The organism is Halopseudomonas oceani, from assembly GCF_002903165.1.
Classification (GTDB): Bacteria; Pseudomonadota; Gammaproteobacteria; order Pseudomonadales; family Pseudomonadaceae; genus Halopseudomonas; species Halopseudomonas oceani.
The window spans coordinates 46,213-59,930 of sequence record NZ_PPSK01000015.1 but is presented as its reverse complement, the minus strand read 5'-3'; the positions used below and the strand labels follow the sequence as shown (position 1 = coordinate 59,930).

At 55.0% G+C, this 13,718-nt stretch carries 9 protein-coding genes and 1 pseudogene; 9 read left to right on the top strand and 1 reads right to left on the bottom strand.

The features are described 5' to 3' along the window. Positions 1-35: 35 nt before the first annotated feature. Positions 36-164, bottom strand: a pseudogene (locus C1949_RS14505) (BrxR family helix-turn-helix transcriptional regulator); the annotation flags it as partial. A 468-nt stretch (positions 165-632) separates the two neighbouring features. Between C1949_RS14505 and mads1 the strand changes: the two are divergent. From mads1 to pglX (C1949_RS14465), 9 genes are all read left to right on the top strand, one after another. Then, complete coding sequence (gene mads1, locus C1949_RS14500) at positions 633-833, top strand: methylation-associated defense system helix-turn-helix domain-containing protein MAD1 (protein ID WP_104739195.1); 201 nt, start codon at positions 633-635, stop codon at positions 831-833. After that, complete coding sequence (locus C1949_RS14495) at positions 826-1,437, top strand: DUF1819 family protein (protein WP_104739194.1); 612 nt, start codon at positions 826-828, stop codon at positions 1,435-1,437. The genes mads1 and C1949_RS14495 overlap by 8 nt, the downstream gene beginning before the upstream one ends. Positions 1,438-1,460: 23 nt before the next feature. Next, positions 1,461-2,090, top strand: coding sequence for a DUF1788 domain-containing protein (locus tag C1949_RS14490; RefSeq protein WP_170063088.1), 630 nt, complete (start codon positions 1,461-1,463; stop codon positions 2,088-2,090). Between the two features lie 11 nt (positions 2,091-2,101). After that, positions 2,102-5,644, top strand: a complete 3,543-nt coding sequence (gene brxC / locus C1949_RS14485) for a BREX system P-loop protein BrxC (RefSeq protein WP_104739193.1) — start codon at positions 2,102-2,104, stop codon at positions 5,642-5,644. 79 nt (positions 5,645-5,723) lie between these two features. Then, positions 5,724-7,532 (top strand): BREX-1 system adenine-specific DNA-methyltransferase PglX, encoded by a 1,809-nt coding sequence (pglX, locus tag C1949_RS14480; protein WP_104739192.1) that lies wholly within the window; start codon positions 5,724-5,726, stop codon positions 7,530-7,532. After that, on the top strand, positions 7,529-7,696 hold the full coding sequence (locus C1949_RS19450) for a hypothetical protein (protein ID WP_170063087.1): 168 nt from the start codon (positions 7,529-7,531) through the stop codon (positions 7,694-7,696). The genes pglX (C1949_RS14480) and C1949_RS19450 overlap by 4 nt, the downstream gene beginning before the upstream one ends. Next, complete coding sequence (locus tag C1949_RS14475; protein ID WP_104739191.1) at positions 7,696-8,940, top strand: Shedu immune nuclease family protein; 1,245 nt, start codon at positions 7,696-7,698, stop codon at positions 8,938-8,940. Before C1949_RS19450 ends, C1949_RS14475 begins: the two co-directional genes overlap by 1 nt. After that, entirely contained in the window at positions 8,937-11,957 is a 3,021-nt protein-coding gene (locus C1949_RS14470) for a reverse transcriptase domain-containing protein (protein WP_170063086.1), read from the top strand. The genes C1949_RS14475 and C1949_RS14470 overlap by 4 nt, the downstream gene beginning before the upstream one ends. Continuing rightward, entirely contained in the window at positions 11,954-13,717 is a 1,764-nt protein-coding gene (gene pglX, locus C1949_RS14465) for a BREX-1 system adenine-specific DNA-methyltransferase PglX (RefSeq protein ID WP_104739190.1), read from the top strand. The genes C1949_RS14470 and pglX (C1949_RS14465) overlap by 4 nt, the downstream gene beginning before the upstream one ends. Position 13,718: the final 1 nt, after the last annotated feature.

The following is a 13,718-nucleotide window of genomic DNA, read 5'->3' as shown; positions in this document are numbered from 1 at the left end:
GTGATGGAGGTGTTGATGTCCTTGGAGGCCTGCTAGCGGCTGATACCGAAGCTCTGCATCAGGTACTGGGTCAACCGGCCTTCCCACCAGGCGGCCGTCTCGATCAAGCGGTAACGAAGGGCAAGATCCCAGCGAACGGATTCGGGGGTGGTACTGCGTTTCATGGTGTCCTTACCTGCTTGAAAAGCTGACACATAAGCGTCGTGTATGAAGACGTGTCAATCAAGATGGCACGTTGATTCGGGTTGATGCAAGGTCGGCTGCTTTGCTGATGTTCCCTCGACGGTGGTCGACGGCTTAGGAGCCGCAAAATCGCTGCCCCACAGCAAGTCGCGACTATGTAACCGACTAAGTAAGCGACCAAGTAGCGAGCCTTCAAGAAGCGATGCGCAGGTTCCAGCATCCGCCTGAAAACTTGACCTGTATGCATGACCATTATTGGTCTGTCAGCTAACGCGACATATCATCCAACTGTGCCCGCTGGGAGTGGGCAGGGAAGGATCCCTTGGTCATGGATGACCTTTCCTAATGATTGTTACTGCTAGCGGTAGTGGCTATTCCTGTTTAATCCGGTCTAACCCTCTTTGATCTGATAAAGTCATGGTTTTGCGCGGCCTGTTGGGCGGAGGAAAATGACTGATCGGTGGTTGAGTGTGGAGGACATCGGCGAGCACTTGGGTGTGAGCAAGGATACCGTCTATGCATGGATCGCGAAGCGGCGCATGCCAGCGCACAAGGTGGGACGTTTATGGAAGTTTCAGAGGTCAGAGGTCGACGCTTGGGTTAAGGCCGGTGGTGCCAGCGATGATACGCCGGAGGCCACGGATGTCTGAGTTGTACCGTTTGTCATTCACTACCGGCGGGCTGTTTATTCAGGAGTCGCCGATGGTTGCGGAGCTTTTCCTCTTGAGCCGTGATTGGCAGAGTACGCGCGATCAAGTACGTGAGCAGAATTTGCTCCAGGTGCGCACAGCCGCTGCAGCAATGCGGATAAGTAAGGAGATTGTTGCTCGTCTTGAACTCTTGGATGTCGGAGAGCTTGAGGCGTTGGTTGAGGGAAACAGGAAAGATCTAGGCTACCTTCTGTGGGCTGCCTGCGCGCGGCGATATGCTTTTATCCGTGAGTTCGCGACTGAAGTAGTGCGCGAGCATCTGTTGGTAAGGCGGCGCACCCTATCACCGGTTGACTTCGACTCATTCTGGAGTAGAAAAGCGCTTTGGCACGCTGAGCTTGATCAGATTGCTGAATCGACGCAGAAAAAACTGAAGCAAAACCTCTTTCGGATGTTGCGAGAGGCTGACTTGCTCAGTGAATCGATGCAAATTCAGCCAGCGCTACTGTCGCCGGCGTTGGCCCAGCTATTGGCAGAGAAGGGCAAGGAAGAGTTGCTGATCTATCCAGCAACAGATCAGGAGATCGTACGTTGGCTTCAATAAACCGGAAAATCAGCGAACAGCCAATGGCGGTTCGCTTCGATCACTTGCTCGGCGTAATCAGTGGTCAGCGCTTTCTTGAGATGAGAGGGCTGAATAATGATCTGCCATTCTACATATGCGAATTTAAGGCAGCAGAAGCCTTTGAGATGGATCGTGTCCGTCGTCAACTGGTGACCCGCCTGGCGAATATGAGTGTTCCTTGCCTGCATGGGCGAGGTGTTCAGGTGCTTGAAGTTAACCTGTACGACCTATCCATCGAGCTGCTCAAGGCCCGAGAGGGTGGTAGCGACGAGACCAGCCTCTGGGACGACCTTCTAGCTGTTGAACCCGAGGCAGAGAAAGATCAGTTGCTGGAAACGTTGCAAAATGTCCTGGGCATTGAGGAGTATCTGATCCCCGCCATTGGCGAGCGTATCGCCGCAGCAGATTACGATGTTTTGTTTCTCTCCGGCATCGGAGAGGTCTTCCCTTACATTCGCTCGCACAATGTGCTGAACAACCTGCAGAGCACTGCCAAGTCAAAACCGACGGTCATGTTCTTCCCCGGTGAGTACCGGTATTCGCTGGAGCAGGGGGCTTCGTTGGAACTATTTGGCTTGTTGCACGACGACAAATACTACCGTGCATTCAACATTTTTGAGACTCAGGCTTGAGGAAGCAGTAGATGGAACTCAACGGTATTTTCCTGAACCCGGTCAGTCGCCCCATTGAGGGGGTGATCAAGGCTGATGATGAAGCGAGTCTGTATAACGAGCTCAGTGAGTATGTGCTCACCGACGAGGTCGCCAAGCGGCTTGAGGCTTTCCTTGATGCATACACCAACTATCACGGTGCAAACGGTGTCTGGGTTTCTGGTTTTTTTGGGTCGGGTAAGTCGCACCTTCTGAAGATGCTGGCCTTGCTTCTGGAAAATCGCACCATTGATGGTTCTTCGGCACTGGGTATTTTCCTACCCAAGATCGATGAGGATGACGAGCTGCTACGCAGCAAGCTGAAGAAGGCCGTTGCCATTCCGTCGAAAAGCATTCTCTTCAATATCGATCAGAAGGCCGACATCATCAGCAAAACGCAGATCGATGCCTTGCTCTCGGTGTTCGTAAAAGTCTTCAACGAAATGTGTGGCTATTTCGGCAAGCAAGGCTACATCGCCCAGTTTGAGCGTGATCTGGACAGCCGCGAACAGTTTCAGACTTTCAAGGAGGCTTATCAGGCTATCGCCAACAAGCCTTGGGAGCGGGGGCGCGAGCAGGCGTTGTTGGAGTCCGGCAGCATTGCCAAGGCTTATGCGCAGATCACGGGTGAAGATCCCGCCATAGCCAAAGGCATCCTTGATAAATATCGCACGCAATACAGCGTCTCGATTGAGGATTTCGGTAACCAGGTGAAGGCGTGGTTGGACAAGCAGCCAGCCAATTTCCGTCTGAATTTCTTTGTCGACGAAGTTGGGCAGTACATTGCAGAAAACACCAAACTGATGACCAACCTGCAGACGGTTGCTGAAAGCCTCGCGACCAAGTGCAACGGGCGGGCGTGGATCATCGTCACAGCTCAAGAGGATATGAACTCTGTGCTTGGTGACCTTAGCAAGCAGCAGAGCAATGACTTCACCAAGATCCAGGCTCGATTCTCCAATCGCCTGAAGTTAACCAGTGCGGATGTGGCCGAGGTGATTCAGCGCAGGCTACTGACCAAAAACCAGACTGGTGCAGACATTCTGGGGGCTGTATACGAACAGCAGGTGAACAATTTCAAAACCCTTTTCGAGTTCTCGGATGGTGCCCAGACCTATCAGAACTTTCGGGATGTTGCGCACTTTACCTACTGCTATCCATTTGTTCCTTACCAGTTTCCGTTGTTCCAGGCTGCTATCCGCGGAATCTCTGCGCATAACGGGTTTGAAGGCAAGGCCAATTCAGTCGGTGAGCGATCAATGCTGGGTGTTTTTCGCGAAGTCGCGATCGCCATTGAAAACGAACCAGTTGGTCAACTGGCCACCTTCGATCGGATGTTCGAGGGTATTCGCGGCGCATTGAAAAGCGCCATCCAAAGCGCAATCAGTACAGCGGAGCACCACTTGGGTGATGAGTATGCGGTTCGCGTGCTCAAGACGCTTTTCTTGGTCAAATACGTGAAAGAATTTAAAGCCACCTTACGCAATCTTGGTGTGCTGATGCTGGAGGGCTTTGGTGAAGATGTACCTGCCCAGCGCAAGAAGCTCGAAGCGGCGCTCAACCTGCTGGAGCAGCAGACGTACATCCAGCGTAATGGCGAGCTGTATGAGTACCTGACGGACGAAGAAAAAGATATCGAGGAAGAAATCAAAAACACCGAGGCTGAGACCGGTGACATCCTTGATGAGCTGGAGAAGTTACTGTTTGACGGTGTCATCAAGCAGCGCAAAATCCGCTATGAAAACGGTCAGGATTACGCTTATACACGCAAGATGGACGATAAGGTACTAAGTCGTGAGCAAGAGCTTGCCATCCACGTTGTAACACCGCTGAGTGACAACTTCGATAACCTCACCGTGCAGCGTATGCAAAGCATGGGACGTGATGAGCTTCGTGTTGTTTTGCCGGCTGATGCGCGATTTATGCAAGACCTCACGATGTACAAGCGCACTGAGACCTACATCCGTCAGAACAGCAGCACGCCGCAGGAGTCGGTCAAGCGCATCCTCGATGCCAAAAGCTTTCAGAATACCGAGCGCTCGGCGGATCTTCAGGAGCGTGCGAAGCAGCTGTTGGCCGGTGCGCAACTGATTATCAATGCCGCCGATATCGATGTTCCTAATACCGATGGCCAAACTCGTGTTTTGAAAGGTTTTTTCCAGCTGATCGAAACCACCTATCCGAACTTGCGTATGTTGCGGGATGTCCCGTTCAGCGAGGCCGATATTGGTAAGTACCTGCGCCAGGGGCAGGAAGGGCTGCTTGGTAATGATGCCACCAGCCTGAGTGAGCCGGAGCAGGAGCTATTGGCGTTTATCCAGACCAACGCCCGTAGCGGTGTTCGGACAACGGTGAAAAGCCTACTGGAGCGTTTTGAGCGCAAAAGTTACGGCTGGTACTACGCGGCTATCCTCTGCAACCTTGCACTTCTTTTTGCGCGTGGGAAAGTAGAGGTGCGTCAGGATAGCAATCCGCTGGAAGGGGATTTACTGGAGCGCAGCCTGCGCAATACCAATGCCCATGCGACCTTGGTACTTGAGCCGCAGATTGAGTTCAGTGCGTCCCAAGTACGGGCACTCAAGGACTTTTATGCTGATTTCGTCGGCGAGCCGGCAAGCAGCAATGAGGCCCGCGCGCTAGCCCGGGAAACCATCGACGCAATTAAGGAGATGGAGATTGACCTGGCTGAGCTTCATGGGCAGAAGGTGCAGTACCCCTTCCTCGGCGTCCTGGACGGCGTGTTGGCCACACTCAAGGAAGTCGCCGCCCAGAGTCCTGCGTGGTTCCTGACAGACCTTTCCCGGGCAGAAGACCAGCTGTTGGACGCTAAGGAGCAGATCATCGACCCTGTGCGGCGCTTTATGAAAAGCCCACAGAAAGGGATATACGATCAAGCCCGCCTGCTTGTTCAGGAGCAACAGGACAATTTTGCTTACGTCGACTCCGCTGAAGTTAGCGTAATTCTGGATGTGCTGGCAGATGCCAAGCCTTGGCAGGGTAATCAGCTGCAGCAGGTCAGGCAGCAGCTTGAAGCGCTTCAACAGGCGATTGCCAGTCAGCTGGCAAACGAACAGAGCGCCAGTGAACAATTACTTGATGAGCTGGAACAGCGTCTCCAAGGAGCTGAAGGATACCCAGCGCTGGCTGAAGACCACAAAGAGCTGCTCTCGGCCCCCTTCTTACAAGCTAAGCAACAATTGAAAGGTCAGAAGCTGATTGCGGTTATTCGCGACCAGCGTAATCGTTTCGAGGAACAGCAGTATCCCCAACTGCTAATCAAGCTGGAGCAACTGGCTCGTCCGAAATCGCCTCAGGTGGAGCCACCGAAACCATCCGATCAGCCTGAAAGCACCGACGGACCACTACATGTGCCCGTGAGGGATGTGGCGGAGACGCGCATTGTGCAGTCTCGTCACATCAAAGTCGGCTACGCAAAGCCCTGGCTGACCAGTGAAACGGAGCTTGACGAGTACTTGGATAAGCAACGTGAAGCCTGGCTGAAGGAAATCCAGGCCGGCAACCGAGTGCAGATCTGACACGGAATAAATACAACTGGCCCGTCAGGTGCGAGGCCAAGTCTAGGGCCGTTCAGTTGAATGGCTGAGTGGGGGATTGATGGATACCAGCAAACTCAAGAAATTTGCCCAATACGCGCGTCGCACCTTGCTTGATCAGGTGAGTGGCAAGTTGGATGTGGTGTTGGCTCCGCAGAGTGCTGCTCGTCGTGAGAGAGCCCAGGTAGTGGCTGAGTTGGAAAAGCTGATCAGCAACTCCGGTCGCGAGTATGTGGAAGAGCGTGTTGCCTACACCTGGTTTAACCGCTTCTGTGCCCTGCGCTTCATGGACGTAAATCGCTACACCCGCATCGGCGTAGTGTCTCCAGCTGAGGGGCAGTTTCAACCTGAGATCCTGGCTGAAGCCAAGATGGGGCATATCGACGAAGAGATGGTCCCGAGCCAGATTCGTCAGAAGGTCCTGGATCTGCTAGCGGGCCGCGCACCAAGCAACGACTCGCAAGGCGAAGCCTACCGCCTGTTGGTAGTTGCTGCGTGCAACGCTTGGCACCAATCGATGCCCTTTCTGTTCGAGCGCATCGACGACTACACCGAACTTCTGATGCCCGACGATTTGCTTTCGGGTAATTCCATCTTGGCCTACACGCGCGAGGCCATGACGCCCGACGCTTGCGAAGATGTCGAGGTGATCGGCTGGCTCTACCAGTTCTACATCTCCGAGAAGAAGGACGCTGTGTTCGAGGGGTTGAAGAAGAATCAGAAGATCACTCCAGAGAATATCCCAGCGGCCACTCAGCTGTTCACCCCGCACTGGATTGTGCGCTATCTGGTGGACAACTCGCTGGGCCGACTCTGGCTGCTCAACCGGCCCAACTCACGGCTAGAAGAGCAAATGGAGTACTACATCCCGCCAGAGAAGCCAGAGAGTGATTTCCTCAAGATCACCGGACCAGAGGACATAAAAGTCTGCGATCCGGCGTGCGGCTCCGGTCACATGCTCACCTACGCCTTCGACCTGCTGTATGCGATGTACGAAGAAGAGGGCTATGACTCGGCTGAGATCCCGGAAAAGATCCTCACCCACAACCTCTTCGGCATCGAGCTGGATGAGCGTGCTGGTGAGTTGGCTGCGTTCGCGCTCACCATGAAAGCCCGTACCCGTCAACGGCGCTTCTTCAATAAAGGCGTCAGGCCGAACATCTGCGTGCTGGAAAAGGTGAGCTTCAGCAGCGAAGAGCTGGACGAGTATATGAGCTTTGTCGGCCGTGACTTGTTCACCTACGGCCTTCGCGAAACGCTGGAGCAGTTCAGTGAAGCCGACAACTTCGGCTCGCTGATTGTGCCCAAGGTCGCCAACGTGGCAGATGTCCTGGCCACGCTGGAGAGCAAGGACATGAGCAGCAACCTGTTCCTGGCCGAGACGCACAAGAAAGTCCTGACTGTTCTGCGCATGGCTGATGCCTTGAGCCCGCGCTACGCAGTAGTCGTGGCTAACCCTCCTTACATGGGCAGTAAGGGCATGAACCCTCGCTTGAGCACTTGGGCCAAGGAGAAGTTCCCGAGCAGCAAATCCGACCTGTTTGCGATGTTCATCGAGCGCAACTTGGATCTGACGGTGAAGGGAGGAGCTGTTGCCATGATCACCATGCAGAGCTGGATGTTCCTTTCCTCCTTCGAGTCTTTGCGTAGCCGCATCCTGAATCAGCACACCATCCTATCCATGGCGCACTTGGGTGCACGGGCCTTCGACAGTATCGGTGGTGAAGTTGTTTCGACCACAGCCTTTGTGCTGGAAAACGCCCACAAGCCCGATTACCGGGGCGCTTACATGCGCCTGGTGGATGGCAATTCGGAAGCGGAAAAGATGGAAATGATGGCCAAGGCCATCGTTCAAGGCAGGGTTGCATGATCACCAACCTGCAGCTCAAGAACTTCATTGCCTTCACCGATCTGGCCATCGACTTCACGCCGGGCATCAACATCGTCATCAGCGAGAACGGCGCCAGCAAGATCCAGCTGTTCAAGGCCTTTCTGATTCAGGGCGGGCCAAAGGACACGCGTGAGGTTGATTAGTGATCAGTATTTTCGCCGAAGAGAACCAACTGCTACTGACGTATCAGCCTGATCGCTTCAACGATGCGCGTTGGCTCGATGAGAAGCTGCGGCAAGACGGCGAAGTGACTCTGCGCCGCACGTTCACCTTCACTGGTGCAGATCTGCTGACCCAGTCTGCATCCTCTGAAGAGAGGGACGACAGCGAACGCATCTTTTTGCTCGGCCTATTGGAGGACGGCTACTACAAGATCAATGGTGACGTGCTTGGCCTTAAGCACGACCTTCTGCTCGACAGAGGGATGACGCTGGTACCGAGCACATTCATTGCGCAGCGCGATATTTCGGTGTTCCGAAGAATCGATGAATTGATTGATGAACCTATCGTCGTTGGCGGTGACAACGAAAGCGCCATCCCGTTGGCGGATTTTGAGCAGCTTCTAAAAACCTTTCCGACCAGCACCGAGCTCACCCATTACGCCCGAGCCCGTATTGTGCGGGTTCTCAAAGACTATTTTGGAACGATCTCGGATGCCGAAGGCCAGCTGAATCAGTACCTGAAGCGCAAGAAGAAGCTCCCTGCTGCGTCCCGTGAAAGCATTGTTTCCAACTTTGAGCTGCAAAAGTTTGAGTATGTTCATGCAGAATTGGAGTCCATGCTGAAGCAGGTGGATGCGTACTCTGAGAAGGACTGGCAGGCCAAGATATTGGGCTTGCTGTTGTTTGTTTTCCCCAAGTATGTTGCGGTACTTGAGAATGTCCATATCAAGGACTTCTACACCAATGCTTCCAAAACCACCGACCGTTACATCGACCTGATGCTGGTCGATGCGAATGGCAACATCGACATCATCGAAGTCAAAAAGCCCTTTCCGAATGCAATGGTGTCCCGCAGCACATACCGTGACAGCCACACACCGAAGAAAGAGTTGGCCGGATCTGTCATGCAGGCGGAAAAATATCTATTCCACCTGAGTAAATGGGGGCACGCGGGTGAGAAGGAAATCTACAACAAGCGGAAAAGTGAGTTGCCAACTTGGATTGAGCTCAAGATCACCAATCCCAAGGCAATGATCCTGCTCGGGCGTGATAACGATTTTGTGGGGCAGCAGCGTTTTGACTTTGAAATCATCCGGCGTAAATACGCCAACATGCTCGACATCATGACTTATGACGACTTATTGCGCCGGGTGGGGAACATCATTGAAATGATGAGACGTCAGAATTCAGCACGGATTGTGACACCAAACCGGAGGGGCGCATGACTTCCCTCCAAGCCTTAGGCCTGGCTTACCGCAAAGCCAAGGTGGACCTGTACTACTCGTCTCATGCATCGCTGGACGCGATTGCGAACTACGAGGACGCACTCCATGCCAACCTGACTGCTTTGCTCGCGAAGCTGCTTAGCGATGATGAGTCCTGGGTCATTCAACCCGAGTTTATCGGCGGCTGGACTCTGGCCACCAAGTCGGTGGACATGTCTTGCTGGGATGAGTATCGCAAGCAGAATGGCAATGGCCTGATCTTTTCATCTCCGGCCGAGGAGTGGGCCCATGCCTGTGGCCTTCTGGCTGAAGGCGAACATCCCCAAAAGCCCAAAGCCGAATTTCGAGTGATGGCCCAGTGCAGCCTGGACTTTCATGTGCTGTCCACCCTCTGGATGTTGGAGGTTGGCCATCTGTTCGATGCCCAGTTGACCGACTGTGCCTATGGCAACCGATTGCGTCGCACGCAAGATGGGAAAGGCATCAATGCGTTCTCGCTGGGCTCTTTTCAGCCGTACCTGAAGCCTTTCCGCGACTGGCGTGACCAGGGTATCGAGGCCATGCGTACTGCGTTGGACGCAGACAAGAAGATCGTAGCGCTCACGGCGGATGTCAGCTCTTTCTATCACGAGCTGAATCCTGGCTTCATGCTCAATCCAGCCTTCGTTACGGATGTGCTGGGGCTGGAACTGTCTCCCGCTCAATCTAAGCTGCATCGCCTCTTCATTCAGGCGCTGCAGGCATGGGCGGCAGCCACGCCGCTGAAGAGGGGCCTGCCCGTAGGTCTGCCAGCTTCAGCCGTGGTGGCGAACGTTGCGCTGATTGAGCTGGATCGCGTCGTCGAGCAGCAGATTGCGCCGCTGTACTACGGCCGCTATGTAGATGACATCCTCCTGGTCATGGAGAACGGTGCCAGCTTCCGTTCCACGGCTGAGCTGTGGGAGTGGCTGTTCGCCCGCTCCAGCGGCATGCTGGCGTGGGTGCCGAGCGAGGAGCATAAGCAGATCGGTTTTCAGCCCAGCTACTTGAGCGACAGCCAGATCCGCTTTGCCAACGCCAAGAACAAGGTGTTCATGTTGGCGGGCGAGCCGGGTAAAACCCTGGTGGATGCCATCGCCCACCAGATCCACCAACGCGCCAGCGAATGGCGCGCCATGCCCCGTTTGCCGCGCGCAGCCAGCCACGTGGCTACCGATCTGCTAGCCGCCACGCAAAGCGACGGTGAGGCCGCCGACAACCTGCGCAAGGCGGATGCCCTGACCATGCGCCGCGCGGGCTTTGCCATCAAGCTGCGCGACTTTGAAGCCTACGAACGTGACCTGCAGCCAGACGCGTGGCGCGAGCATCGGCAGGCATTCTTCCGTGCCTTTGTTCAGCACGTGCTGGTGCTGCCACAGTTTTTTGATCTGTCGCTCTACCTGCCTCGGGTTATTCGCCTCGCTACGGCATGCGAAGACTTCTCAGCCCTTCGACAGATCTTGCGGGGGCTGGAGCAACTGTGTACGCAAGTGTCACAAGGTTGCGAGCTCAGCATTAAGGCGTGCCCCGCAGAAGACAAACCAAGCCACAGCGAAATGCTCGATCGCTGGCAAAAGCAGCTCTTCAGCACGGTACGCGAGAGCATCAGCGCAGCCTTCCCGCCCCGGCTATCGAAAGACGGTAAGGCGGCCTGGCTGGCACATATGGAGGGCTACGCACCGGCGAATATCGATGCTTTCCTGAATTGGTATTTGTTCCCAATCAAGGGCTTCCAAACTCAGCAAGCAAGGCTGTTCTCATTCGATCTGGCGCATATGCCGTTCCGCTTCCTTGGCTTGCCCGAGGAAATGGTGGCCCAGCGTGGCATCCCTGCGAAGAAGGCCGCAGCATCCTGCACCCATGCGGCTGATTTGCTGCCAGAGACCGTGCTCGACGGCAGCCAAGTGCTTGCCAAGTGGATCCGCTTCAAAGGTTTGCCGCACGGGCTGCTGTTTGCCACCCGGCCTTACAACCTGCCGGAGCTGTTTATCCTGAACAAGGCGGCCTACGATGCTGCGGCGCACGGGGCCATGCAAGCTGTCGTCCTCGCTGTACGCGGCTTCGAGCTTGGTGATGCAGCGCCCGCTTTCGACAAGCACGGCGTGCTACAGATCCCGGATGGCCAGCCCCAGCCCAAGTACGGGATCGCCGTCTCCAGCTGGAAAACGCAGATGGCGAGCTGGACGGCCTCGGTCATGCGCATGTCCGATCCCGATGCTGAGCGTTACGCACGCCTTTGCCGTCTGTTGGATGGCGTGATTGCTCAGCCAAGGGAAAGCCGTTATTTAGTTCTGCCCGAGTTGGCCTTGCCCGCGCACTGGTTCATCCGTATTGCGCGCAAGCTTCAGGGGCGCGGCATTTCGCTGATCACTGGCATTGAATACCTGCACGCCAGTAAAGGGCGCGTGCGCAACCAGGTTTGGGTTGCGCTGTCGCACGATGGCCTGGGCTTCCCTTCGTTGATGATCTATCGGCAGGACAAACAGCGCCCAGCCCTGCATGAGGAACGGGAGCTGCAGCGTCTGGCTGGCTTGGAGTTGAGAGCTGACAAGGCGTGGCGAACACCGCCCATTCTGCAGCATGGTGACTTGCGTTTTGCCCTGCTGATCTGCAGCGAACTGACCAACATCAGCTATCGTGCCGGCCTTCGCGGCAAGGTGGACGCGTTGTTTGTGCCTGAGTGGAACCAGGACACCGAGACCTTCAATGCCTTGGTGGAGTCCGCTGCGCTGGATATGCACGCCTACATCATCCAGTGCAATGACCGCCAATACGGTGATAGCCGCATCCGCGCCCCCGCAAAAGACAGTTGGGAGCGTGATGTGCTGCGAGTTAAGGGCGGTGTGACCGACTATTGCGTGATCGGCGAGATTGACGTGCGGTCGCTGCGCCAGTTCCAGAGCAGCTATCGCTCCCCGGCCAAACCGTTCAAACCGGTGCCGGATGGATTTGAAATTGATTTTGGCCGCAAGGTATTGCCGGCGGGAGAGAAAGAATGAGTGATCACCAAAACAGCGGCCGCGAGCAGGGCATGGAGAAGTACTTTTTTCGGGCTTCGGCAGCGGACTTCAAGAAGATTCCAGGGAGTCCTGTTGCCTATTGGCTGTCGGATGCCGTTATCGGTTCGTTTGAAAAAGGACACCTCATTTCTAACGACTGCTCCACACGTAAGGGAATGGCAACTGGGCTCAACGCAGTTTTTGTGCGGTCATGGCATGAGGTTTCTATACAGTGCATTGGATTCAGTCAATCAAGGTCTGAGGCGGCTAAGTCGTGCCTTCGATGGTTTCCGTATGCCAATGGAGGTGAATACAGGAAGTGGTATGGGAATTTTGATGACGTTGTAAACTGGGAAAATGATGGTCACCGTTTACAGACTGAGGAGCACGAGAGCGGACGCATCCGTGCCGTCAACTTAAACCTAGACTTTATCTTCAAGCCTGGCCTTTCTTGGACGTCAATCACCAGCGGTGCATTTTCTATAAGAATGCTGCCCAAAGGATTCCTCTTTAGTTCCGCGTCGAATGCGATGTTCTGCGACGGGGATTCAAGCCTATATGCTGGGCTTTTGAACTCGAAGGCGCACGTCGTTCTGGGTAAGGCAATTAACCCAACTCTGAACGCCAACCCCGGTGATATTGGGAAAATTCCACTTCCCAATGCATCAGTTGACGTCACCAAGATCATCGAATCGATAACTGATCTTTCGCGCCGAGATTGGGATTCTTACGAGGTCTCATGGGACTTCATCGGACTCGCTCTGCTGCACCCCGACCACCGCCAGCCCATGCTCCAGGCCAGCTACCAGAAGCTCCGCGCTTACTGGCGCGAGATGACGCTGAAGATGCAGCTCCTGGAGCAGGAGAACAATCGCATCTTTATTGACGCCTACGGCCTGCAGGATGAGCTTGATGAGAAGGTTGACCTTAGTGAGGTCACGCTCACCTGCAATCCGCACTACCGCTACGGCGGTGACAAGAGCGAGGAGGAGTTGGAGACGATGCTGTTGGCCGACACCATGCGCGAGCTGGTGAGCTACGCCGTGGGCTGCATGTTCGGCCGCTACAGCCTCGACAAACCGGGGCTGATCCTGGCCAACCAGGGTGAAACGCTGGTGGACTATCTGAGCCAAGTGCCACAGCCCAGCTTCCCGGCCGATGACGACAATGTGATCCCGCTGTTGGATGGCGACTGGTTCCCGGACGACATCACCTTGCGTTTCCGCCAGTTCTTGCGTGTGGCCTTTGGCGATGCGCATTACGAAGACAACCTGGCCTTCATCGAGCAGGCGCTCAACGTCAAGGGCAAGCGCAACTACAGCCTACGCGACTACTTCCTGGGCGAGTTCTATGCCGACCATGTGAAGCGCTACAAGAAGCGTCCCATCTACTGGCTGTTCAGCAGCCCCAAGGGCACCTTCAGCGCATTGGTCTACCTACACCGTTACCGTCCGGACACCGTCAGCGTAGTGCTCAGCTACCTGCGTGACTTCCGTAAAAAGCTTGCCTCACGCTTAGACTACTTGAAACAGGTGGCTATCAACCCTTCAGCGGGTCAGGCAGAAAAAACCAAAGCGGGCAAGGAATCCGAGACCATCAAAAAGCAACTGCTGGAATTGGACGACTACGAGCGTGACACGCTCTATCCGTTAGCTACGCAGCAGCTCGAGTTGGATCTGGATGATGGTGTTAAAGTCAATTATCTCAAGCTGGGGGATGCACTGAAAAAAATCCCCGGGCTAGCGAGCAAGGAAAGCTGAT

What these genes read in the sequence shown, in the direction of transcription:
- mads1 (WP_104739195.1), top strand. Translation starts at nt 633, where the DNA reads ATGACTGATCGGTGGTTGAGTGTGGAGGACATCGGCGAGCACTTGGGT.
- C1949_RS14495 (WP_104739194.1), top strand. Translation starts at nt 826, where the DNA reads ATGTCTGAGTTGTACCGTTTGTCATTCACTACCGGCGGGCTGTTTATT.
- C1949_RS14490 (WP_170063088.1), top strand. Translation starts at nt 1,461, where the DNA reads ATGGCGGTTCGCTTCGATCACTTGCTCGGCGTAATCAGTGGTCAGCGC.
- brxC (WP_104739193.1), top strand. Translation starts at nt 2,102, where the DNA reads ATGGAACTCAACGGTATTTTCCTGAACCCGGTCAGTCGCCCCATTGAG.
- pglX (WP_104739192.1), top strand. Translation starts at nt 5,724, where the DNA reads ATGGATACCAGCAAACTCAAGAAATTTGCCCAATACGCGCGTCGCACC.
- C1949_RS19450 (WP_170063087.1), top strand. Translation starts at nt 7,529, where the DNA reads ATGATCACCAACCTGCAGCTCAAGAACTTCATTGCCTTCACCGATCTG.
- C1949_RS14470 (WP_170063086.1), top strand. Translation starts at nt 8,937, where the DNA reads ATGACTTCCCTCCAAGCCTTAGGCCTGGCTTACCGCAAAGCCAAGGTG.
- pglX (WP_104739190.1), top strand. Translation starts at nt 11,954, where the DNA reads ATGAGTGATCACCAAAACAGCGGCCGCGAGCAGGGCATGGAGAAGTAC.